Annotated in this window: 22 protein-coding genes; 12 read left to right on the top strand and 10 right to left on the bottom strand. The window is 69.9% G+C overall.

What is annotated here, in order from left to right; genetic code table 11:
- Positions 1 to 18: 18 nt before the first annotated feature.
- Entirely contained in the window at positions 19 to 438 is a 420-nt protein-coding gene (gene mscL, locus AB0H84_RS32615) for a large conductance mechanosensitive channel protein MscL (RefSeq protein WP_357612737.1), read from the top strand.
- Positions 439 to 523: 85 nt separating this feature from the next.
- Positions 524 to 1,099, top strand: coding sequence for a hypothetical protein (locus AB0H84_RS32610; protein ID WP_357612734.1), 576 nt, complete (start codon positions 524 to 526; stop codon positions 1,097 to 1,099).
- Here the strand turns inward: AB0H84_RS32610 and AB0H84_RS32605 are convergent.
- Positions 1,096 to 2,013: a threonine/serine dehydratase gene (locus AB0H84_RS32605; protein ID WP_357612731.1), complete on the bottom strand. Its 918-nt coding sequence runs from the start codon at positions 2,011 to 2,013 to the stop codon at positions 1,096 to 1,098. The genes AB0H84_RS32610 and AB0H84_RS32605 overlap by 4 nt on opposite strands.
- A 43-nt stretch (positions 2,014 to 2,056) precedes the next feature.
- Between AB0H84_RS32605 and pip the strand changes: the two genes are divergently transcribed.
- Positions 2,057 to 3,028, top strand: a complete 972-nt coding sequence (gene pip / locus AB0H84_RS32600; RefSeq protein ID WP_357612728.1) for a prolyl aminopeptidase — start codon at positions 2,057 to 2,059, stop codon at positions 3,026 to 3,028.
- On the opposite strand, the gene AB0H84_RS32595 is transcribed toward pip, so the two are convergent.
- Together AB0H84_RS32595 and AB0H84_RS32590 are read right to left on the bottom strand one after the other, a co-directional pair.
- The gene (locus AB0H84_RS32595) at positions 2,970 to 3,530 is read right to left on the bottom strand and encodes a phosphatase PAP2 family protein (protein ID WP_357612725.1); all 561 of its coding nucleotides are present in this window, start codon (positions 3,528 to 3,530) and stop codon (positions 2,970 to 2,972) included. The two genes, pip and AB0H84_RS32595, sit on opposite strands and share 59 nt — an antisense overlap.
- Positions 3,531 to 3,622: 92 nt before the next feature.
- Complete coding sequence (locus tag AB0H84_RS32590) at positions 3,623 to 3,928, bottom strand: hypothetical protein (RefSeq protein WP_357612722.1); 306 nt, start codon at positions 3,926 to 3,928, stop codon at positions 3,623 to 3,625.
- Between the two features lie 78 nt (positions 3,929 to 4,006).
- Between AB0H84_RS32590 and AB0H84_RS32585 the strand changes: the two genes are divergently transcribed.
- Positions 4,007 to 4,801, top strand: coding sequence for a universal stress protein (locus AB0H84_RS32585; RefSeq protein WP_357612719.1), 795 nt, complete (start codon positions 4,007 to 4,009; stop codon positions 4,799 to 4,801).
- 29 nt (positions 4,802 to 4,830) lie between these two features.
- On the opposite strand, the gene AB0H84_RS32580 is transcribed toward AB0H84_RS32585, so the two are convergent.
- Entirely contained in the window at positions 4,831 to 5,946 is a 1,116-nt protein-coding gene (locus AB0H84_RS32580; RefSeq protein WP_357612716.1) for a glycosyltransferase, read from the bottom strand.
- The gene (locus AB0H84_RS32575; protein WP_357612713.1) at positions 5,943 to 6,914 is read right to left on the bottom strand and encodes a glucosyl-3-phosphoglycerate synthase; all 972 of its coding nucleotides are present in this window, start codon (positions 6,912 to 6,914) and stop codon (positions 5,943 to 5,945) included. Before AB0H84_RS32575 ends, AB0H84_RS32580 begins: the two co-directional genes overlap by 4 nt.
- An 18-nt stretch (positions 6,915 to 6,932) precedes the next feature.
- Between AB0H84_RS32575 and AB0H84_RS32570 the strand changes: the two genes are divergently transcribed.
- Both AB0H84_RS32570 and AB0H84_RS32565 read left to right on the top strand, forming a co-directional pair.
- Positions 6,933 to 7,964, top strand: coding sequence for a Gfo/Idh/MocA family oxidoreductase (locus tag AB0H84_RS32570; protein WP_357612710.1), 1,032 nt, complete (start codon positions 6,933 to 6,935; stop codon positions 7,962 to 7,964).
- On the top strand, positions 7,957 to 9,060 hold the full coding sequence (locus AB0H84_RS32565; RefSeq protein WP_357612708.1) for a zinc-binding dehydrogenase: 1,104 nt from the start codon (positions 7,957 to 7,959) through the stop codon (positions 9,058 to 9,060). The genes AB0H84_RS32570 and AB0H84_RS32565 overlap by 8 nt, the downstream gene beginning before the upstream one ends.
- 1,184 nt (positions 9,061 to 10,244) lie before the next feature.
- Here the strand turns inward: AB0H84_RS32565 and AB0H84_RS32560 are convergent.
- Both AB0H84_RS32560 and AB0H84_RS32555 read right to left on the bottom strand, forming a co-directional pair.
- Complete coding sequence (locus AB0H84_RS32560) at positions 10,245 to 11,036, bottom strand: sugar phosphate isomerase/epimerase family protein (RefSeq protein WP_357612705.1); 792 nt, start codon at positions 11,034 to 11,036, stop codon at positions 10,245 to 10,247.
- Complete coding sequence (locus tag AB0H84_RS32555; protein WP_357612702.1) at positions 11,033 to 12,061, bottom strand: zinc-binding alcohol dehydrogenase; 1,029 nt, start codon at positions 12,059 to 12,061, stop codon at positions 11,033 to 11,035. Before AB0H84_RS32555 ends, AB0H84_RS32560 begins: the two co-directional genes overlap by 4 nt.
- A 378-nt stretch (positions 12,062 to 12,439) precedes the next feature.
- On the opposite strand from AB0H84_RS32555, the gene AB0H84_RS32550 reads away from it, so the two are divergent.
- From AB0H84_RS32550 to AB0H84_RS32535, 4 genes are read left to right on the top strand one after another with little or no spacing between them, the layout of a single operon-like run.
- A complete protein-coding gene (locus AB0H84_RS32550) occupies positions 12,440 to 13,810 on the top strand; it encodes an extracellular solute-binding protein (RefSeq protein WP_357612700.1) in 1,371 nt (456 codons plus the stop codon).
- Entirely contained in the window at positions 13,807 to 14,730 is a 924-nt protein-coding gene (locus AB0H84_RS32545; RefSeq protein WP_357612697.1) for a sugar ABC transporter permease, read from the top strand. Before AB0H84_RS32550 ends, AB0H84_RS32545 begins: the two co-directional genes overlap by 4 nt.
- A complete protein-coding gene (locus AB0H84_RS32540) occupies positions 14,717 to 15,562 on the top strand; it encodes a carbohydrate ABC transporter permease (RefSeq protein WP_357612694.1) in 846 nt (281 codons plus the stop codon). The genes AB0H84_RS32545 and AB0H84_RS32540 overlap by 14 nt, the downstream gene beginning before the upstream one ends.
- 3 nt (positions 15,563 to 15,565) lie before the next feature.
- Positions 15,566 to 16,723 (top strand): ROK family transcriptional regulator, encoded by a 1,158-nt coding sequence (locus AB0H84_RS32535; RefSeq protein WP_357612691.1) that lies wholly within the window; start codon positions 15,566 to 15,568, stop codon positions 16,721 to 16,723.
- A gap of 4 nt (positions 16,724 to 16,727) precedes the next feature.
- On the opposite strand, the gene AB0H84_RS32530 is transcribed toward AB0H84_RS32535, so the two are convergent.
- Positions 16,728 to 17,474: a helical backbone metal receptor gene (locus tag AB0H84_RS32530; RefSeq protein WP_357612688.1), complete on the bottom strand. Its 747-nt coding sequence runs from the start codon at positions 17,472 to 17,474 to the stop codon at positions 16,728 to 16,730.
- Positions 17,475 to 17,553: 79 nt separating this feature from the next.
- On the opposite strand from AB0H84_RS32530, the gene AB0H84_RS32525 reads away from it, so the two are divergent.
- Positions 17,554 to 18,357 (top strand): SAM-dependent methyltransferase, encoded by an 804-nt coding sequence (locus AB0H84_RS32525; RefSeq protein ID WP_357612686.1) that lies wholly within the window; start codon positions 17,554 to 17,556, stop codon positions 18,355 to 18,357.
- Between the two features lie 4 nt (positions 18,358 to 18,361).
- Positions 18,362 to 18,673, top strand: a complete 312-nt coding sequence (locus AB0H84_RS32520; protein ID WP_357612683.1) for a hypothetical protein — start codon at positions 18,362 to 18,364, stop codon at positions 18,671 to 18,673.
- Here the strand turns inward: AB0H84_RS32520 and tpx are convergent.
- The gene (tpx, locus tag AB0H84_RS32515) at positions 18,666 to 19,166 is read right to left on the bottom strand and encodes a thiol peroxidase (RefSeq protein ID WP_357612680.1); all 501 of its coding nucleotides are present in this window, start codon (positions 19,164 to 19,166) and stop codon (positions 18,666 to 18,668) included. The two genes, AB0H84_RS32520 and tpx, sit on opposite strands and share 8 nt — an antisense overlap.
- An 81-nt stretch (positions 19,167 to 19,247) precedes the next feature.
- On the bottom strand, positions 19,248 to 22,445 hold the full coding sequence (gene icmF, locus AB0H84_RS32510; RefSeq protein ID WP_357612677.1) for a fused isobutyryl-CoA mutase/GTPase IcmF: 3,198 nt from the start codon (positions 22,443 to 22,445) through the stop codon (positions 19,248 to 19,250).
- Positions 22,446 to 22,502: the final 57 nt, after the last annotated feature.

Below are 22,502 nucleotides of genomic sequence, written 5' to 3'. Positions count from 1 at the left end.
TGGCTACGTGGTGGTGCCATGGGCGGCTTCAAAAAGTTCTTACTCCGCGGCAACATCGTCGAGCTCGCGGTGGCGGTGATCATCGGCGCCACGTTCAGCGGCCTGGTGCAGGCGCTCGTCACCGATCTGATCACGCCCCTGATCGGGGCCATCACCGGCGGCAGGCAGCCGAACTTCGCCGAATACTCCTTCACGATCAACGGCAGCCAGTTCAAGTACGGCGACTTCCTCAACCACCTGCTCACCTTCCTGGTCGTCTCCGCGGTCGTCTACTGGCTGATCGTGGCCCCGATGACCCGGCTCATCAGCCTGTTCGACCATGACAAGAAGGTCACGACCAAGCAGTGCCCCGAATGTCTCACCGACATCCCGACAGAGGCCCGCCGGTGCGCCGCCTGCACGGTCGAGCTGGTGCCGGATTCGGAGAAGCCCAGGTAGGTTTGCCCGGAGATGGCGCGACGCAGGTTTCCGGCACTTGGGCGAGTGGTGCGCGGGCGGGGTGCCGGTCCGACAAGATGGACCGATGAGCGTTGAGTTGATGGTGTGGGACGAGCCGGTGCCGATCAGCCGGGACCAGGCCCGCGCCACCTATCTGGCGGTGAAGCGCACGCCCCCCGTGGACGGGGAGGTGCCCGACGTCGCCAAGGAGCTGCCCGGGGAGGTCACGCTCTATCCGGGACACGTGCTGGTGTCGATGGACCTGGACACCATGGACGAGACGTCTGCCCAGGTCCTCACGGTCGCGCGGGCGCACGGGCTCGTCTGCTACGACCCTCAGCGCGACCTGGTGCACAACGTGGCGCCGCTCGGCGTGTACGAGGGCATGCAGCTCCACACGGGCGACGGCATGATCGTCCACGACCCGGACCTCGGCCTCGTCCACGACGTCCTGGCCACGTTGTCGGCGCAGAACCCGTTCGTCGCCCTGGTCAACTTCGGCCGCCACTTCCTGCAGGTCTCCCCCGGCTACGAGCTGGAGTACAAGGAGGGCACCCTGATCAGGACCATGGTGCCCGAGCTGGAGGAGGTGCAGGCGGCCTTCAACGAGTACGCCACGGGCGACCGCTCGTTCCTCAGCCGCCACGAGTGGGCCTCCTAGATCACCTGCCGGAAGAGGTCGGGATCGACGTTCCCCCCGGACAGCACGGCCACCGTGCGCCCGGCCGGGACCGGGACCCGGCCGGACAGGAGCGCCGCCGTGGCGACCGCCCCGCTGGGCTCGGCCACGAGCCGCGCCGACCGCGCCAGGTGTCCCATGGCGGCCCTGATCTCGTCCTCCGACACGGTGACGATCCCGTCGAGCCGCCGGCTGAGGTGCGCGAAGGTCAGCTCGGACAGCCCCGTACGCAGTCCGTCGGCCATCGTCCTGAACGTCCTGGCCAGCCCCCACTCCACCAGGCGCCCGGCGGCCAGGCTCTCCGCGGCGTCGGCGGCCAGCTCGGGCTCGACGCCGATCACCTTGGCCTCGGGGCGCAGCGCCTTGACGGCCGTGCTCACCCCGGAGCCCAGCCCGCCGCCGCCCACCGGCACGAGCACCACCTCGACGTCGGGCAGGTCCTCGACGATCTCCAGCCCGACGGTCCCCTGGCCCGCGATCACCAGCGGGTGGTCGTAGGGCGGCACCAGCGTCAACCCCCGCTCCCGCGCCAGCCTCTCGGCGACAACCTGGCGCTCGGCCACCGGCACGATGGCGATCTTGGCGCCCCAGCCTTTGATCGCGGCCAGCTTCACCTTGGGCGCGCCCTCGGGCACGACCACCACGCACGGCACTCCGAACTCCCTGGCCGCGTACGCCAGGGCCTGCCCGTGGTTGCCGGACGAGTGGGTGACGACGCCGTCGGGCCGCAACGCGGCCACGGCGTTGTAGGCGCCCCGGAGCTTGAACGCACCGACGGGTTGCAGGCTCTCCGGCTTCACCCATGCCTCGCCCATCCGCACGAGCGGCGTCCGCACCGCCACTCCCTTGATCCGCCCGGCCGCGGCGCGGATGTCGTCAATGGTCACGAGGTCCATGCGATCATCCTACGGACCGGCAAATGAGGCAGGATCGGGGACCATGAGAACGCTGTACCCGCCCATCGAACCGTACGAGTCGGGCCTGCTGGACGTGGGCGACGGCAACCAGATCTACTGGGAGGTCTGCGGCAACCCGGACGGCAAGCCCGCCGTGATGCTGCACGGCGGCCCCGGCGGCGGGTGCACGGCCAAGCACCGGCGCCAATGGGACCCCGAGCTCTACCGGATCGTCCTGTTCGACCAGCGAAACTGCGGCCGCAGTCTGCCGCACGCCAGCGACCCGGCCACCGACCTCGCCGCCAACACCACCTGGCACCTCGTGGCCGACATGGAGAGGCTCCGCGAGCACCTGGGCATCGACAGGTGGCAGGTGTTCGGCGGCTCGTGGGGCAGCGCGCTGGCGCTCGCGTACGCGCAGACGCACCCCGACCGCACCACCGAGCTGGTCCTGCGGGGGATCTTCATGCTCCGCCCCCACGAGCTGCGCTGGTTCTATCAGGAAGGCGCCTCCTACCTCTTCCCCGACCTGTGGGAGTCCTACCTGGCGCCCATCCCGCCCAAGGAGCGCGGCGATCTCATGGGCGCCTACCGCAGGCGGCTCGAGGGGCAGGACACCGCCGCCAGGCTGGCGGCGGCCAAGGCGTGGACGCAGTGGGAGGGGGGCACGATCTCGCTGCTGCCCGACCCGGACCGGGTCGAGGAGTACGGCGAGGACAGGCACGCCGTCTGCTTCGCCCGCATCGAGAACCACTACTTCCATCACAACGGCTGGTTCGAGCCCGACCAGCTGCTCAGGGACGTCCACAAGATCCGGCACATCCCCGCAGTGATCGTCCAGGGCCGTTACGACGCCTGCACGCCCATGACCACCGCCTGGGACCTGCACAAGGCGTGGCCGGAGGCCGACTTCAAGGTCGTCGACGACGCCGGCCACGCCTTCACCGAGCCGGGCATCACTGACCGGCTCGTTGAGGCGACAGACGGGTTCTCGCGAGCCGTACGGCAGGAGTGACGGCCCCCACCACCAGCAGCGCGAACAGCGGCGCCAGCGTCACCCCGACGAGGAAGCCCGCGGCCACGTCGTGCGGGTAGTGCACGCCCACGAAGACCCGCGAGAACGCCATGAGCGCCGCCAGCGGCAGCACCACCCAGGCCAGGGCGCGCCAGGCGAGCACGAGCGTGGCCGCGGCGCCGGCCGCGATCACCGAGTGGTTGCTGGGGAAGGACCAGTCGTCGGGAGGCGGGCAGGCGGCGATCGTCGTGATCCCGCCCCGGCACGGCCGGTCCTCCCTGATGATCGTCTTGACGACCTCGCTCACGACGTACGCGCACACGACCCCGGCCGGGCCCGCGATCACCAGCGCCAGGTCACGGGCCGGGCCCCGCCACGCCCGGAGGGCGGCGACCGCGAACAGCGCCACGAACAGGAATAACCCGGCATCGGTCCCGACTTCGGCGAGTGTGTGCAGCCACCCGGGCGTGGTCATGGCGAAGTCGACGATGTCGCGGTACACGTGTGTCCAATCCGTTAATGGGCAGTGGACACGACCTTACGAACTATCGCCGTCAGATGCCTCGACCATTCGACGGAAATATCGGGAGAAGTCTAGGAAAGCAGCTGCCGAACCAGGGCGGCCTGCTGGGTCTCCAGCTCGCCTCTGGTGATGAGGCCCCGGTCGAACGCCTCGGTGGTGGCGTCGCGGGAGGCGACGTAGAAGGCGGCCATGATCTCGCTGCGGAGCGGCGTGAAACCGCGCTCGACGCAGTCGGAGAAGACGGTGACCTTCTTCTCCACGACCTCCGCGGCCACCGTGCAGGCCAGATCGCGCTCCCTGAGCTGCTGGACCGCTTCGCGGAGGGTGACCATGACGGACCCGTTGAAGTTGAAGCGGGTATCAAGGGTGATCTTCACTTCTTTGCGCCTCCAAGGGTTTACAACGTTCCGATCAAGGCCGCGTATTCCCAGCTCAGAGCGGGTAGGAGGGCTGTCGTGATCGGAGAGCACGTGATCGTCGGCTACACGGCCGACCAGGGCGGACGCGATGCGCTGGCCCTCGGCGCGGCGATCACGCGCGTCACCGGCGGCGAGCTCACGGTCGCCACGATCTACCCGCCGGGCAGCCCGGGGCTGGCGGTGGAGGCGCAGGCCAACCTGGCGCACGCGGCCGAGGAGCTGGGGCCCACCCCGGCCGAGTACCTCACGTACGAGAGCAGGGGCACGGGGCGCGGGCTCTCGGTGCTGGCCAGCCGGATCAGGGCCGACCTGATCGTGGTCGGCTCGGAGGAGGGCGGCCAGCACGGCCGCATCGCGATCGGCGCCACCGCCGACCACCTGCTCCACCTGTCGTCGGAGGCGGTCATGCTGGCGCCCGCCCACTACGTCCCCGTCAACGGGCCTGAGCGCCTCACCCTGGCCTACGTGCACCGGCCGCAGTGCGACGAGGCGGTCGAACGCGTCGCGCAGGCGGCGCTGCGGCTCGGCATCCCGCTCCGGCTGATCACCCTCGACCTGCGCACCGAGAACCAGGGCAAGCTCAGGGACGACCTCGCGCTGGCCGTGCGGCTGGCGTGGGAGACCACGGGGATCGAGGCGGAGTCAGAGGTGGCCGAGGGGCACGACGTGGCCGCCGCGCTGGCCGGCGTCGAGTGGCTGCCGGGCGAGCTGCTGGTCTGCGCGGCGAGTGAGGACGCGCAGCCGCACCGGGTGTTCCTGGGTGAGCTGGCCATGAAGGCGCTACGGGCCTCACCCTGCCCGGTCATCGTGCTCCCCCGCGGCTACGCCTGACCCATCGCGCGAGCCGCCGCAGCGGCGGGTCAGCGGGTCGTCACGCGCTCGTACAGCTCCAGGTAGCGCTCGGCCATGACGGACGGCGAGAAGCGGCGGCGGGCCTCCCTGCGGCACTCCTCCGGATCCAGCTCGTCCACCCGCAGCACCCACTCCGCCAGCTCCTCCTCGGAGTCGGCCAGGAACCCGGTGCGGCCGTGGTCGATGATCTCGGGCAGGCAGCCGCGGCGCAGGCCCACCGGCGGCACTCCCAGCGCGAGCGCCTCGACGACCGCCGTCCCGCCGGGCTCGTCCCACTGGATCGGGAAGAGCGCGGCCCTGGCCGAGGCGTAGAGCCGGTCCCGGTCCGCGCCGCCCACCGCGCCGACCCACCTGACCAGCTCCCCGTCGAGATAGCGGGACACCTGGTCGAGGTGGTAGCGGACGTCCGGGTGGCTGTGCAGCGGGTGGTACGGGTTCTGGACGACGACGTCCAGCTCGGCGGCGCTGTTCCGGCCGCTGACCGGCCCGGCGAGCACCAGCGGGAGGCCGAGTTTCTGGCAGATCCTGGCCGCCACGTGCTGCCCCTTGAGCGCGCAGATCCGGCCCATGACCACCAGGTGCTCGCCCCGCTCGACCCGCAGGTCGCGGTCGGCGAGCGGGCTCGCCAGGTAGACGGCGCCGAGCGAGGCCGCGCGCAGGGCGTCGGGGGCACGGGCGATCTGCGACTCCGAGACGCTGTTCACCGCGATCCCCGGCGGGAACGCGCCGTAGAAGGCCGGATGCTTGCGCAGGTCCCAGTGCAGGGTGTGCAGGACGGGCGGCCCGCCGAGCGCCGACAGCACCGCGGGCCCGACGACCTCCACGTGGTCGTGCACGAGGTCGATGTCGTCGCGGGAGCGCAGCTCGGCCACCACCCTGGCCTGGTGCGCGTGCGCGATCCCCATGACCTGGTTGTACGGCTTCTGCAGCTCCGTGAACTGGCCGTCGTCGAAGACGCTGATCAGCTCGTCCACCTCGAGCGTGCTGGACCCTACGGAGGCCAGGACGACCCGCACGCCGCGTTCGCGCAGCGCGGGCACCAGCGTGGCCACCACGTTCTCGATCCCCCCATAGCCGGGAGGCGGGACCGCGAGCCACGGCCCCGCGTTCACCAGGACTTTCATGCCACATCCTCCTCAAGTACGAGGGAGGCGAGCGGAGGTCGCTCCGCCACGGCCACGTCCACCAGGTCGACCCCTTCCAGCCCGAACTGGAGCATGGTGTGCCCGGGAGGGTCGGCCGGCAGCACCCGGCCCTGCCGTTCCAGGCGGGACCAGGCGGTGAGCATGATCTGCCCGGCCATCCGGCCGAGCGCGGCCACCGATTGGTGCGTGTGCGTACGCGTGCCCAGATCCACCTGGGCCATCGCGTCAAGTCCGACAAGCTCGAGGAGGTCGACGAGGAGCCCGAACTCCACGCCGTACTCGGTGACGAACGGCACCTGCTCCAGCACCTCGCGCCGGGCGGCGTACTCGCCGCCGAGGGGCTGGGCGAATCCCGTCAGCTCCGGCCAGAACATGGTGAGCAGCGGCCGGGCCACCAGTTCGGTCACGCGCCCGCCCGCGCCGCGGCGCACGACCCCGTCCTCGCCCGTGAACGGCCGCTCGTACATGCCCTTGACGAAGTGGATGCCGCGATCCGTCAGCAGCGGCCCCACCAGGCCGGACACGAACTGCGCGGAGAAGTCGCGCAGGTCCGCGTCCACGAACACGACGATGTCGCCGCTGGAGGCGGCCAGCCCCTTCCACAGCGCCTCGCCCTTGCCCGTCAGGGGTGGCAGGTGCGAGAGCACCTGGTTCTGTGCCACCACGCGGGCGCCTGCCTCGCGTGCCCGCTCGGCGGTGGCATCGGTGGAGTTCGAGTCGACGACCAGGATCTCGTCGACGAGCGGCAGGCGCTCGACGAGCTCACGGCGGATCTCGCGGACGATGTCGCCCACGGTGAGCTCCTCGTCACGTGCGGGTAGCACGACGCTGATCGTCGTGGATCCCTTGGCCAGGATTAACGCGTCCGCCGGCCACTCGGCTGCTGTGCTCGAGTGCGGACCGTACCACTCCTGGACCCTGGCCAAGGCTCGCAGATCTGTCTCCATGCAGTCAGCCCCGATCTCATGAGGTCACGACTTCTGCCCGATCTATACGCCTTCGAACCTCTTTGTTTGGCCGCGAGTAGACGTGGCATATGCCGGAATGTGTCCCCAATCACTCGCGTCGGCATCATAGGTGCCGGAAATGTCGCCGCTCGCCACGCCGATGTACTGTCCGGCTTCCCAGATGTCACGATCGCTGGGATCGCCGACACGGATCCCCACAGGGCCGAGGCGCTGGCCTCAAGGCATGACGCAACCGCCTATGGCGGCCATGCCGACCTGCTCAGTGCCGGCGGTCTTGACGCGGTCTACGTGTGTGTGCCTCCTTTTGCGCACGGTAACCCGGAACACGATGTTCTGTCGTGTAATCTGCCGATTTTTGTGGAAAAACCGCTTTCTCTCGACCTCCAAACCGCAGAAATCATCGCGTCCGAAATCGAGCGGAGATCTCTGCCCTCCGCGGTCGGCCACCACTGGCGCTACCTCGACATCGTCGAGCAGGCCCGCGATCTCCTCGCCGAGCGTCCGGTACGGCTCGCCCTGGGCCACTGGCTGGACAAGGTGCCCCCGGTCGCCTGGTGGCTGAACCCGAGCATGTCCGGCGGCCAGATCGTGGAGCAGGCGGTCCACGTACTGGATCTGGCCCGGGTCCTGGTGGGCGAGGTGACGATGGTGCACGCCGTACCCGCCGACAACAAGATCGACGGCGAGGTGGACCGGGCGACGGCGGCGGTGCTGCGCTTCGCCGACGGGGCGGCCGGGCTGCTGGCCACCTCCTGTCTGCTCACCCAGAAGCACCGGGTGGGCCTGGAGGTGTGCGCCGAGGGCCTGGCGCTGGAGCTCAGCGAGACCCGGCTGCTCGTGGACGGCCAGCGGGTCATCGAGGACGACGGTCTGGCGAAGACGCGGGTGGACCGTGAGTTCATCAACGCCGTGCAGGGTAAGGACGCCGACGTGCGCGTGCCGTACGGTGAGGCCCTGCGGACCCATCGCCTGGCCCTGGCGCTCGCACGGTCCGCGGCTGAAGGGAGGCCGGTGACCCTCGATGAGTGATGTGATCAGCATTGAGGCGCCCGGCGAGGTATGCCTGGTGCCGGAGAAGCTGCCCGAGATCCCCGAGGGCGGGTTCATGGTGGCGACCACGCACAGTGGCGTCTCGGCCGGCACCGAGCTCACCTACGTCAAGGGCACCAACCCCTACCTCGCCTCGAGCTGGGATCCGGCGCTCGGGCTGTTCCGGGACGGCGCGCCGTCGATCAGCTATCCCGTGCGCGGCATCGGCTACATGCAGGTCGGCCTGGTGGTGGAGACGCGCACGCGGGCCGTGAGCGAGGGCGCGCTGGTCGCGATGTGCTACGGGCACCGCACGGCGTACGTGGCGGACCCGATGGCCGACAGGTTCGTGGCGCTGCCGGAGGACCTCGACCCGCTGCTCGGCGTCTACGTCGCCCACATGGGCCCGATCTGCGCCAACGGCCTGCTGCACGCCGCCCACGACCTGCACGGCCCGGCCGTGCAGCAGCTCGGCGACGGCGTGCGCGGGCGGCGGGTCGCGGTCGTGGGCGCCGGCGTGGTCGGGCTGCTGACGGCCTGCTTCGCCATGTCGTGTGACGCGGCCGAGGTCGTGGTCGTGGACGAGACCCCGGACCGGCTCGAGATCGCCGAAGCGCTCGGCGCGAACGTCCTGGCCGCCGACAACGACCCGGCGGTGGACCTGAAGCGCCGCTGGCGGCACGGCCGCGACGACCGAGGCGCCGACGTGGTCTTCCAGTGCCGCGGCCAGCCCAGGGCGCTGGCGCTCGGGCTGAGGCTGCTCCGTCCCCAGGGCACGCTGGTGGACCTCGCCTTCTACACGCGGGGCGCCGACGAGGTGCGGCTGGGCGAGGAGTTCCACCACAACGGGCTGACGGTGCGCTGCGCCCAGATCGGCCGGGTGCCGCGCGGCCTGTCGCACGCCTGGGACAGGGAGCGGCTCTCGCACGAGACGATCACCCTGCTCAGGAGGTACGGCCCCCGGCTACGCGAGCACGTGATCACTGACCTCGTCGGCTTCGCCGAGGCCCCCCAGTTCCTGGCCGATCTCGCGGCCGGACGCCGGCAGACCGTTCAGGCCGTGCTCTGCGACCACGTCGAGGACGAGGGCGGCTGACCAGCTGAAGTCGCGGCAGCCATGGCCGCGCAGCGTGAACGGGTCGAAGTACTCCCGGAACCCGGCCTGCGAGACCGCGTTGATCATCCCGTCGGCGACCAGGCCGGCCAGGTCGGGGCGGCGCTCGGTGAGCCCCTGCCAGACGAGCCAGGTGAGGTTGATCCAGCTCGGGCCCCGCCAGTAGCGGGCCGGGTCGAACTCGGGCCCCGACGGGGAGTAGCTGGGCAGCGCCCCGTCCTTGAGCGCGAACCGGTCGAGCGCGGTCGCGATCAGCGCGTCGGCGACCTCGGCCGGCAGGCCGGGGAGCATGAGCGGGGTCAGCCCGGCGGTGCTCTCGGAGCGGATCAGCTCGCCGGTGCGCACGTCGCGGGCCTGGAAGAGGCCGCCGTCGAAGAGGTGCTCCACCATGGCGGCGGTCATCGCGGCCGCCTCGCGCTCGTGCGGCTCGGGGTCGAGGCCGAGCACGTCCGCGATCTTGGCCAGTGTCGCCTCCGCCACCCCGTACGCGGTGTTGAAGAGCGGGCACTCGACCTGGAACTCCCCCGCCCTGCGGTAGCCGGAGTCGCGGTAGGCGCGGGCGAGCGAGACGTACCGCTCGTAGTCGCGGTCGGTGGGCCGCTCGTCGGCGCTGACCGTGGCGAGGTCCCTGCGGACGAAGCCCGCGGTGGCGGGCCGGACCGCCTGCAGCGGCAGGTCCCAGGCCGGGCTGTTGTCCATGCCCGACTCCCAGGGGTGCACGATCGAGATCAGCCCCTCGGGCGAGCGCCTGGCCGCGCGCAGGAACTCCTGCTGCGCCACGAGCCGCGGGTAGATCCGGCGCAGGAACGCGGTGTCCGGCTCGGCCAGGTGCGTCTTCCACGCGGCCAGCGCGTGGACCGGCGGCTGGATGATGCCGGAGGTCGCGGTCCCGGAGGGAGCCCGTGACTCCCAGAACTCCGGCCCCGGGAAGTAGGCGCCCTCCGGCACCTCGGGGTTGAACACGATGTGCGGCACCCTGCCGTCGCGCCACTGCGCGCCGAACAGGGAGAGCAGCTCCACCCTGGCCCGTCGCGGAGACCACCGGGCGTTTCCGATCGCGATGAAGGCGGAGTCCCAGCTCCACTGGTGCGGGTACAGCCGCCGCGAGGGGACCGTGTAGCTGCCGTCCCAGTTCGTCACCAGGACGCGCACGGCGTCGCGAAGGATCATAGGTATTTCCTGACGAAGGCTGCGGTCTGGGGGAGGACGATCTCGGGCTCGCCCCGCAGGCGGCATTCGAGGGCGAGGTAGCCGTCGTAGCCGACGGCGTCCAGCGTGGCCAGCTGCGCGCCCCAGTCGAGGTGGCCGGTGCCCGGCTGGTTCCGGTTGGACTCGCTGATCTGCATGTGCGCGAGGTAGGGGGCGGCCTCGGCCAGCGAGCGGCAGGGGTCGTCCTCCTCGATGTTCATGTGGTACGTGTCGCCGACGACCCTGATCGAGTCCATGGAGCAGTAGGAGACGGCCTCGGCCAGCGAGTTGACCATGTGGTTCTCGTACCGGTTGAGCGGCTCGAGCATGATCAGCACGCCGTTGCGCTGCGCGTGCTCGCCGAGGACGCCCAGCGCCTCGGTCAGCACCTCGCGGTCCTCCTCGGGGCTGCGCGGCGGCTCGAACGGGGGGAGCCGGCGCGAGAACTGGCCCCACGAGGCGGGCGTCATGACGCCGATGCCGCCCAGCTCGGCGATCACCGTGAGCTGCGACCTGAGCTGCTGGATGGCGTCCTTGCGCTTGGCCGCGTCGAAGTCGCCGATGAAGTGCGGCATGTCCACGCAGACCGTCGGCATGACCACGCCGTCGGCCTTGGCCCGCTTGAGCTCGGTCAGGCGGCCGGCGAAGTGGAAATCGCCCTTGCCGCGCAGCTCGATGGCGTCGAAGCCGGCATCGACCGCGAACGCGAACTTCTCCTGCAGCGTGCGGCCGGGCAGAAGCTGCTCCTGTACGGCGAGCTTCACTGTCACTCCTCGAAGGTGAAGACGAGCTGGAGCACCTCGGACTGGTGCTTGTCGATCAGGTCGAAGGCCTCGGCGGCCCTCTCGACGGGGACGACGTGGCTGATCAGCTCGCCGACCTCGACCTGGCCCTCGTGCACGAGAGCCATGAACGTGCGCTGCAGGCGCTCGACGTCCCACCGGTGCGCCAGCCACGAGGCCACGCCGCCGATCTGGGAGGAGACGAGCTGCACCTGGTTGTGGTGGAACTCCTCGCCCAGCCGCAGCCCGATGCCGTCGCCCTGGTAGAACCCGGCGGCGACGACCCGGCCGCCCTTGCGCACGGTCCTGATGGCCTCGTGCAGGCCCTGGTGGGTGCCGCTCAGCTCGATGACCGTGTCCGCGCCCTCGACGCGCTTGCGCATGTACTCGGCCACGGAGCCCGCGCGCACGTCGATCACCTCGGCCGCGCCGAACGTCCTGGCCAGCTCCAGCCGGTCGGGGATCGCGTCGGCCGCGAGCACCCTGGCGCCGCTCAGCACGGCCAGCCGGGTGGCCAGCAGCCCGATGACGCCCTGGCCGAAGATCGCGATCTGGTCGCCGAGGTGCACGTCTGCGGCGTGCACGGCGTTGAGCGCGATGGCGCCCACGCGGGCGAACACCCCGGTCAGCGGGTCGGCGCCGGGCGGCATGACGTGGCCGACGAGTTTCTCCGCCGGGACGACGGCCTCGGCGCGGTGGCCCCAGATGCCCCACACGATGCTGCCGACGGGGGGATCAGCGACGTCGGGCGCGGCCTCCACCACCTCGCCGACCTCCTGGTAGCCCCAGCCGGTCAGCGGGTAGGCGTGCGTCTGGCCGTCGACGAAGAGCCGGCGCTCGGTGTCCCAGTGGCGGTTGAGATATGGATTTGTCCCGCGATAGGCGGTGAGCTCAGTGCCCGCGGACACGCCGGAATAGATCGTACGGACTCGTACGGAACCCGGCACCAGGTCGGCGGGCGACTCCAGGCTGACGCGGACACGGCCTGGCTCTTCAAAGGTGATGACGCGCACTGCCCCACACTTACGCTTATTGATCAAACAAAAGTCAAAGATTTAGTGCTTGTTTGCATACGATAGTTGCGCTCAGAACACTCTTAAGTCTACGACTTCCGCCAGTTAACGCCGATGAAATTGGGGTTTTCGCCAGCGTGTCTTCCGGAACGCGACCTTATCGGCAAAGCGGACTTAGCCCCACACCTGGGATTTCTAGGGTGTGAGGCGACCTTGGGATGACCGAAATCACACGAACGTAGATCTTTTGCGATAGAAGATCCCGATGTGTACTCCTAGGCACGGAGTGGGTACAGACCGGTCTCGTATCGACTACCGCACGTTGCCGGGATCACGGCGAGGGTAAGGGCGGCATATCCCCTACCGGAGGAGCGTGCCATGCCGAAGAAGGTAACCGCCGTCCTCTCCGTCGCACTGCTGGCAGCCGCTTCGCTGGCGGCCTGCGGCGACGACGGTGGCGAGCCGTCCACGAGCAACCAGATCACCGTCTGGACCGAGGAGAACCTCAACGACCGGATGGGTGTGCAGAACCAGATCGTCGCCGAGTTCACCAAGAAGACCGGGATCAAGGTCAAGCTGGTCGGCGTGGCCGAGGACCAGTTCAGCCAGACCATGACGGCCGCCGCCGCGGCCGGGGACCTGCCGGACGTGATCGGCGCGCTGCCGCTGGCGGCCGTGCGCGAGCTGGAGGCCAACGACCTGCTCGACACCGAGACGCCGGGCAAGGTCGCCGATCAGCTCGGCCGGGACTCGTTCTCGCCGCGGGCCCTGGAGCTCGACAGCTCGGGGGGCAAGCTGCTCGCGGTGCCCAGCGACGGGTGGGCGCAGCTCATCCTCTACCGCAAGGACCTGTTCGAGAAGGCGGGACTGCAGCCACCCGACACGTACGAACGGCTCGAGGCGGCGGCCGCCAAGCTCAACACGGGCGGGGTCGCGGGCATCACGCTGGCGATCGCGCCCAAGGACTCGTTCACCGCGCAGAGCTTCGAGCACGTCGCGCTGGCGAACGGCTGCCAGCTGGTCGACAATTCCGGAAATGTGGCCCTTGCCGCACCACAGTGCGTGAGGGCGTTCGACTTCTACGCGAAGCTGGCGAAGAACTACTCCGTCAAGGGCAAGCAGGACGTCGACTCCACCAGGGCCACCTACTTCTCGGGCAAGGCGGCCATGACGATCTGGTCGTCGTTCATCCTCGACGAGCTGGCCGGGCTCCGTAAGGACGCGCTGCCGAGCTGCCAGGAGTGCCGCTCCGATCCCGAGTGGCTGGCCAAGAACACCGGGGTGGTCACGGCACTGAAGGGGCCCGACGGGAGCGCGCCCGCGCAGTACGGCGAGATCGTCTCGTGGGCGATCACCCGTGACGCCGCCAAGGACTCCGCCGCCAAGTTCGTGGCCTTCATGATGAACGAGGGTTACGAGCGCTGGATCGGCATGGCGCCGGAGGGCAAGTTCCCGACCCGCAAGGGCTTCGAGGACAAGTGGAACAAGCTGCCCGCCGGGGTCGACTCCAAGAAGCCGCTGGCCGACATCTACCCGGCCGACGTGCTCGACGCCCTGCGCAAGAGCCCTGACACGTTCGCCCGCTGGGGCATCCCGCAGGGCCAGGGCAAGCTGGTCGGCGCCATCATGGGCGAGCTGCCCGTGCCCAAGGCGCTGAGCGCGGTCGTGGACGGCTCGCTGACCCCGCAGGCCGCCGCCACGCAGGCCAAGACGGACGTGGAGACCATCAAGCGCGGGATCCGCCAGTGACCCGCACTCTCCGGCAGGGCACTCTGCGGCAGCAGGAAGGGCGGGCCGGGCTCGCGCTCATCTCGCCCACGCTGATCATCACCCTGGTCGTGGTCGTGCTGCCGCTGCTGTGGGCGATCATGCTGGCGTTCCAGGACGTGCGGCTGATCAACATCCGGCGGGCGGGCATCTTCGGCCACTACACGCTGGAGAACTTCTCGTACGTCGTCTCCGAGCCCGGCTTCTGGTCCTCCCTGGTCAACACGCTCATCTACACCGTCGCGGGAACGGCCCTGTCGATCGCGATCGGGCTGGTGGCGGCGCTGGCCCTCCGGGACAAATTCAAGGGCCGGACCCTGGTCAGGGCCTCGATCCTGATCCCGTACGTGGCGCCGGTCGTGGCCGTGGCGTTCCTGTGGGAGACGATGCTCAACCCCCAGTACGGCATCGTCAACACCTGGCTCCACGAGCCCATCGCCTTCCTCACCCAGGCGAAGGGCGAGTTCCTCGGCGTGCGGGTGCCGGTGGCGCTGTTCACGGTGATCGCGTTCGAGGCGTGGCGGTATTTCCCGTTCGCGTTCCTGTTCATCCTGGCCAGGCTGCAGGCGCTGCCCGCCGAGCTGGACGAGGCGGCGGTGGTGGACGGGGCCACGCCCACCCAGCGGTTCCGGTACGTGATCATGCCGCAGCTCTGGCGGATCATCGCGCTGCTGTCGGTGCTGCGGTTCGTCTTCACGTTCACCAAGTTCGACGACGTCTACCTGCTGACCGGCGGCGGGGCCGGGACCGAGGTAGTCAGCGTGCGGGTCTACAACTTCCTGACCGCACGCGACGATATCGGCGCCTCGGCCGCGCAGGCGATCGTGCTGGCGGTCTTCCTGGTCCTGTTCCTGGCCATCTACCTGCGGTTCTTCGGCGGGGGTGAAAATGAGCCGCGATAGGTTCGAGCGGGGGCTCTTGCGGGTCCTCAAGCCGCTGGTCATCCTGGTGCTCTTCCTGGTGACCGCGTTCCCGTTCTTCTACATGGTGATGCTCTCCGTACGCGACATCCAGGAGCTCATCCTGGACCCCGGCTCGCTCTGGCCGCGCAGCTTCACCCTGGACACGTACGTCGACGTGCTGACCAAGCAGGGCTTCCTGAGCTTCCTGCGCAACAGCGCGATCGTGGCGGTCGCCTCGGTGGCCTTCACGCTGCTGATCTCGATCCCGGGCGCGTACGCGGTCGCGCGGCTGCGGTTCTTCGGGCGGCGGCAGGTGCACTTCCTCTTCCTGGCGGTGTACCTGTTTCCGGCGATCGTGCTGGCCATCCCGCTGTTCGTGCTGTTCACGATGCTGGGGCTGCGGGGGTCCCTTTTCGGGCTGATCGCCGTGTATATCGCGCAAACCGTCCCGGTCACGGTATACATGCTCCGCAACTACTTCGAGACCGTGCCGCAGAGCGTGGAGGAGGCGGCCGCGATCGACGGGTGCACGAGGCTGTCGACCATCTGGCGCGTGGTGCTGCCGCTGTCCAAGCCCGCGCTGATGGCCACCGGCCTCTACGCGTTCATGATCGCGTGGAACGAGTTCCTGTTCGCCCTGCTCTTCCTCGTGGACAGGCGCGAGAGATGGACGGTCTCGCTGGGGCTCTCTCAGCTGGCGGGCAGCATCGAGATCCCCACGACGGTCCTGATGGCAGGATCGGTGGTGCTGACGCTGCCCATCGTGATCGTGTTCTTCGCCAGTGAACGCCTGCTGACGGAGGGCCTCACCGCAGGAGCAGAGAAGGGATAAACCATGCTGACGGCAGGGCAGATCCTCCAGCTCATCCGCAATGGCACCTGCCGTACGCGCAAGGAACTCATCGAGTACACCGGGCTGTCCCGATCGACGATCACCGACCGGGTCGACCGGCTCATCGACGCCGGATACATCCACGAGTCCGGCGTCGGCGCCTCCGGGGGCGGGCGACCGCCCTCGGTGCTCGCCGTGGACGCCGCCAGGCGCCTGCTGCTGGTGGCCGATCTGGGGGCCACCCATGCCAGGGTCGCGCTCACCGATCTGGCCGCGCGGCCCCTGGCCGAGGAGAGCACCGAGATGCGGATCGAGCTCGGGCCCGAGGCCGTCCTGTCGTGGGTGCGGCAGGCGTTCCAGCGGATGCTCGACAGGACCGGCCGGCCGGCGGGGGACGTGTACGGCATCGGGCTCGACGTGCCGGGCTCGGTGGACCACACCACCGGGCGGATGATCAGGTCGTTCCTCATGCCGGGATGGGACGACTATCCGGTGGGCGGGGCCATCGGGGAGCTGTACGACGTGCCCATCCTGGTCGAGAACGACGCGAACGCCATGGCGCTGGGCGAGTGGTGGTCGTCGTGGCGGGACACGGACTCGCTGGTCCTCATCAAGGTGTCGACCGGCATCGGCACCGGCATCGTGCTCGACGGGCAGATCTACCGGGGAGTCGAGGACGCCGCCGGCAACATCGGGCACGTGCGGCTGCGTGAGGCCGACGGCCGGGTGTGCACGTGCGGCTCCCGCGGCTGCGTGGCCTCGCTGGCCAGCGGCCACGCACTCGCCGTCGACCTGGGCCAGGAGTCCAGCCGCGACGTGGTGCGCCTCGTGCAGGCGGGTGACCCGGAGGCCATCGCGCGCACCCAGGAGGCGGGCCGCACGCTGGGCATCGTGCTGGCCACGGCGGTCAGCCTGCTCAACCCCGGCGTGCTGGTGCTGGCCGGGGACATGGCGGAGACCAGGGAGCACTACCTGACGGGCATCAGGGAGATCGTCTACCGCCGCAGCCTGCCGTACACGACCCGGAACCTGGAGATCGTCCCCACCTCGCTCGGGGACCAGGCGGGGATCGTGGGGATGGCGGTGATCGTCATGGAGCACGTGCTCTCCCCCGCCTCCGTGGACGCGGCCCTGGCCGCCCGTACGGACCAGGCGAGCTGACCGGTCAGCCGAGCGCGCGCCGCAGTGCCTCGGGCGCTCCCACGAGCGAGGGGCCGTACCAGGTGAGCAGCCGCCCGCTGACCAGCGCGCAGGTGAGCCCGGGGAAGCACTCGGGGCCGTCCGTCTCCGAGAACGCGTAGGGCTCGTCGGGCAGGACCACCAGGTCGGGCCGGCGCCCGACCAGCTCGGGCAGCGGGATCCTGGGGTAGCGCTCCTCGTGGCCCGCGTAGAGGTTGTCCACGCCGAGATGCCTGAGCACGTCGCCGGTGAACGTGTCGCGCCCCACCACCATCCACGGCCGCCGCCAGATCGGGACGACCGCCGTCCTCCTCGGCCCTTCCGCGGGCACGCGCCACGCCTCCTCCGCCGCGTCCAGCCACGCCGGGCGGCCGGTACGGCACGCCTGCCCGAACATGCGGTCCAGCGAGTCGAACGCCTCCTGGAGGGTCTCGATCCGCGTCACCCAGACCGCGACGCCCGACTCGCGCAGGGCCTGGATGTCGGCCGCGCGGTTCTCCTCGGCGTTGGCCAGGACCACGTCGGGCCTGAGCCGCCTGATCGCGTCGAGGTCGGGGTTCTTGGTGCCCCTCACCCTGGCCACGTCCAGATCCGCCGGGTGCGAACACCAGTCGGTCGCCCCGACCAGCGCCTCGGGGACGGTCGCGGCCACCGACTCGGTCAGCGAGGGCACCAGGGACACGATCCGCCGCACGGTGTCGGGAATCTTCACGGGCACGCCGGTGTCGTCCACAGCTAGATTCAATCGAATGTCGGCCTGGGTCCGTAGAATCCAGGCCGAAGATCGCAGAACTTGATCGGGGGAAGTCCGGTTGGAGAGAGAGTCACCAGCCTTCGATCCGCACACGCCCAACGTTGCCCGGCTCTACGACTACTTCCTCGGCGGCAAGGATCACTTCCCGGCCGATCGGGCGGCGGCGGCGAAGATCCTCGCGGTGGCTCCGGAGTTACGGGCGGCGGTCCGCGCCAACCGGGCGTTCCTGAGGCGGGCGGTGCGGTTCCTCGCCGAGTCGGGGATCACGCAGTTCCTCGACATCGGCACGGGACTGCCGGCCCAGGAGAACGTGCACGAGGTGGCCGGGAAGGTCGCCCCTGGCGCCAGGGTGGTCTACGTCGATCGTGATCCCGTGGTGCTGGTGCACGCCAGGGCGCTGCTGGCCGGTCGGGCCGGCACGACGGCGGCCTACGGCGACCTGCGCAAGCCCGACGAGATCCTGAAGAATCCGGAGGTGATGGAGGCGATCGACTTCGACCGGCCCGTCGGCGTGCTGCTGACGGCGATCATGCACTACCTCGGCGACTCCGACCGGCCCCAGGAGATCGTCGCGAGCCTGCGCGACGCCGTGGCCCCCGGCAGCCACCTCGTCCTGTCCCACGCCACCAGCGAGGCCCGCGCCGAGGCGGTGGACACGGTCACCGCGGTCTACGAGAGCACCGACGCCCCGCTCACGCCGAGGAGCCGCGAGCGGATCGCGGAGCTGTTCGAGGGGTTCGAGCTGGTCGACCCGGGCCTCGTCTGGCTGCCCGAATGGCGGCCTGACCAGGCCGACACGATCGACTTCGCCGACGGCCCCGAGTCGTCGCTGCTCCTCGGCGGCGTCGGCAGGAAGGGCTGAGCTCTTGGACATCGGGCTGGCCGTTCCCCAGTTCGGCAGGTTCGCCGCGCTGCCCAGCGTGCTGCGGGTGGCGCGGGAGGCCGGGCGCGATCCGGCCGCACTGCACATGGTGCTGCGCGCCAACCCGGTCATCACCGATCGGGGCGTTCCGCCGCTGAGCGGCACGGTCGCCCAGATCAGCGCCTACCTCGCCACCGCGGCGGAGGCCGGGGTCCACGAGGTCGTCCTGGACCTCCAGCACACCGCCATGAGCGATCAGCACCTGCTGGATCTCGCCGGTGACGTCAGGGCCCGGCTGGGCCCTGACGTCACTTGAGCGCGGAGAGCGCGGCCTCGTAGTCGGGCTCCTGCGTGATCTCCGGCACCAGCTCGGAGTAGACCACGTTGTTCTCGCCGTCGAGCACGACCACGGCCCGCGCGGCGAGCCCGGCCAGCGGCCCCGACTCCTGCGCCACGCCGTAGTCGCTCAGGAACTCGCGGCCCCGCATGAGCGAGAGCATGGTCACGTTGTCGATCCCCTCGGCGCCGCAGAACCGCTTCTGCGCGAAGGGCAGGTCGGCGGAGACGCAGAGCACGGCCACCTCGGGGTGCTCGGCGGCCACCTGGTTGAAGCGGCGCACGGAGGCGGCGCAGACGCCGGTGTCGACGCTCGGGAAGATGTTGAGCACCTTGGTCTTCTGGCCGAAGTCCGCCAGCGTCTGCTCGGCGAGGTCTCCGCCCACCAGCTTGAACGCGGGCGCGCTGTCGCCGGGCTTCGGGAAGGTGCCGCCTACGGTGATGGGGTTGCCCTTGAAAGTGACGTCGGACATGAAAGCCTCTCTGGTTAGCGATGTTCCCGCACGGTGATCCTATCCGCGCCGCTCCAGGACACCCTCATCACCCACGCGGGCTCAGACGTTGCGGCGGTACTGGCCGCCCGCCTCGAACAGGGCATCCGTGATCTGGCCGAGCGAGCAGTGCCGGGCCGCCTCCATCAGCACCTCGAACGCGTTCCCGTCCGACATCGCCACCTCGCGCAGCCGGGCGAGCTGGGCCGGACCCTCGGAGCGGTTGCGCTCGTGGAAGGCGCGCAGCCGGTCCAGCTGGGAGCGCTTCTCCTCCTCCGTGCCCCTGGCCAGCTCCAGCTTGTGCTCCGGCGGCTGCTCGTCCCCGTTGCGGAACGTGTTCACGCCGATGATGGGCAGCGAGCCGTCGTGCTTGCGCATCTCGTACAGCATGGACTCGTCCTGGATCTTGCCGCGCTGGTAGCCGGTCTCCATCGCGCCCAGCACGCCGCCCCGGTCGGACAGCCGCTCGAACTCGGCGAGCACCGCCTCCTCCACCAGGTCCGTCAGCTCCTCGACGATGAACGAGCCCTGCAGCGGGTTCTCGTTCTTCGCCAGGCCCCATTCGCGGTTGATGATGAGCTGGATCGCCATGGCCCTGCGGACCGAGTCGGCCGACGGGGTGGTCACGGCCTCGTCGAAGGCGTTGGTGTGCAGGCTGTTGCAGTTGTCGTAGATGGCGATCAGGGCCTGGAGGGTGGTGCGGATGTCGTTGAAGTTCATCTCCTGGGCGTGCAGGGAGCGGCCCGAGGTCTGGATGTGGTACTTCAGCTTCTGCGAGCGCTCGGCGGCGCCGTACCGCTCCCTCATGGCCACCGCCCAGATGCGGCGGGCCACGCGCCCGAGCACGCTGTACTCCGGGTCCATGCCGTTGGAGAAGAAGAACGACAGGTTGGGCGCGAAGTCGTCGATCTTCATGCCCCTGGCCAGGTACGCCTCCACGTACGTGAAGCCGTTGGCCAGGGTGAAGGCGAGCTGGCTGATCGGGTTGGCCCCGGCCTCGGCGATGTGATAGCCGGAGATCGAGACCGAGTAGAAGTTGCGCACGCCGTTCCTGATGAACCACTCCTGGATGTCGGCCATCATCCTGAGCGAGAACTCGGTGGAGAAGATGCAGGTGTTCTGGCCCTGGTCCTCCTTGAGGATGTCGGCCTGGACCGTGCCCCTGACCGTGGCCAGCGTCCTCGCGCGCAGCTCGGCGGCCTCCTCGGCCGACGGCGCGCGACCGTGCTCGGCCTGGAAGCGGTCGAGGGCCTGGTCGATGGCGGTGTTGAGGTAGAAGGCCAGGATCGTGGGCGCGGGGCCGTTGATCGTCATCGACACGGACGTGTTGGGCGCCGACAGGTCGAAGCCGTCGTAGAGCACCTTCATGTCGTCGAGCGTCGCGATGGAGACCCCCGAGGTGCCGACCTTCCCGTAGATGTCGGGCCGCGGGTCCGGGTCGTGGCCGTACAGCGTCACCGAGTCGAACGCCGTGGACAGCCGCGTCGCGGGCTGGCCCTCCGACAGCAGCTTGAAGCGCCTGTTGGTGCGGAACGGGTCGCCCTCGCCCGCGAACATCCTGGTCGGGTCCTCGTCCTCGCGCTTGAACGGGAAGACCCCGGCGGTGAACGGGAACGTGCCCGGCAGGTTCTCGCCGCGCAGGAAGCGCAGCAGGTCGCCGTGGTCGCTGTAGCGGGGCAGGGCCACGCGCGGGATGCGGTTGCCCGAGAGGGTCTCGCGCCAGAGCGGGGTGTGGATCTCGCGGTCGCGGACCTTCACCACCAGCTCGTCGGCGGTGTAGCGCTCCTTGACGGCCGGCCAGCCGTCGAGCAGCGCCCGGCTCTCGTCGGTGAGCTCTCGCTCCGCCTGGGCCTCCAGCTCCCCGAGCCGCGGATCGTCGTCGTCCAGGAGTGCCCGCACGGCGGCGAGCTGCTGGCGGCGGCGGGCGACCTCGGCCTGGGCGAGGGTCTCCGCGTGGTACGCGCGCACGGTCTCGGCGATGTCGGCCAGGTAGCGGACCCTGGCGGGCGGGACGATGGCGGCGGAGGCCTGCGAGGTGCGCCCGGACACCTCGGGCAGCAGCCCGGCCCCCGCGTCGGCCAGCAGGAGGGGCTTGAGGTGCTGGTAGAGGGCCGTGACCCCGGCGTCGTTGTAGCGGGCGGCGATGGTGCCGAAGACCGGCATGTCCTCCGGCCTGACACCGAACGCCTCGCGGTTGCGTACGAGCTGGCGGCGGACGTCACGCAGGGCGTCCTCCGCGCCGCGCCGCTCGTACTTGTTGATCACCACGGCCTCGGCGAAGTCCAGCATGTCGATCTTCTCGAGCTGCGAGGCCGCGCCGAACTCGGGCGTCATCACGTACACGGGCACGTCCACGTGCGGGACGATCCCGGCGTCGCCCTGGCCGATGCCGGGCGTCTCGACGATCACCAGGTCGTGGCCCGCCGCGCGGCAGGCGGTGATCACGTCGTCGAGGCAGGCGGGCACCTCGCTGGCGGCGCCCCTGGTGGCCAGGGAGCGGAAGTAGGTCTGGGGGCTCAGGCTGTTCATCCTGATGCGGTCGCCGAGCAGCGCGCCGCCGCCGCGCCTGCGCGTGGGGTCGATGGCGATGATCGCGATGCGCAGCTTGTCGTCGTTGTCGACGCGGAACCTGCGTACGAGCTCGTCGGTCAGCGAGGACTTGCCCGAGCCGCCCGTGCCCGTGATGCCGAGCACGGGGGCGCGCTTCTCCGCCCCGGCGGCCTTGAGGCCCTCGACCAGCTCGGCCGGGGCACGGCCCGACTCGAGGAGCGTGATCGCGCGGGCCAGCGCCGCCTGGTCACCTGAGACCACGGCCTCCACGGACGGCGGGTCGCCCAGCTCGGCATCGCAGTCCTCGATCAGCTTGTTGATCATGCCGGGGAGCCCGTACTTCTGGCCGTCCTCGGGCGAGAAGATGCGGGTGACGCCGCGCGAGTGCAGCAGCTCGATCTCCTCGGGGACGATCACTCCCCCGCCGCCGCCGTACACCTTGACGTGCCCGGCCCCGCGCTCGTGCAGCAGCTCCACCAGGTACGTGAAGAACTCCACGTGCCCGCCCTGGTACGAGCTGATCGCCACGCCCTGGACGTCCTCCTGGATGGCGGCGGTGACGATCTCGTCGACCGAGCGGTTGTGGCCGAGATGGATGACCTCGGCGCCCTGCGACTGGAGGATGCGCCGCATGATGTTGATCGCCGCGTCGTGGCCGTCGAACAGGGCCGCCGCGGTCACGAAGCGCACTGGGTGTTCCGGGACGTGCACGCCTTTTCACTCCTTCGTGAGGGCTCTCCCCTCGAAGATACTAGGACGTCCTACTAT

Source organism: Nonomuraea sp. NPDC050786 (assembly GCF_040654115.1).
Taxonomy (GTDB): domain Bacteria; phylum Actinomycetota; class Actinomycetes; order Streptosporangiales; family Streptosporangiaceae; genus Nonomuraea.
This window is presented reverse-complemented; position numbering and strand designations above follow the sequence as displayed.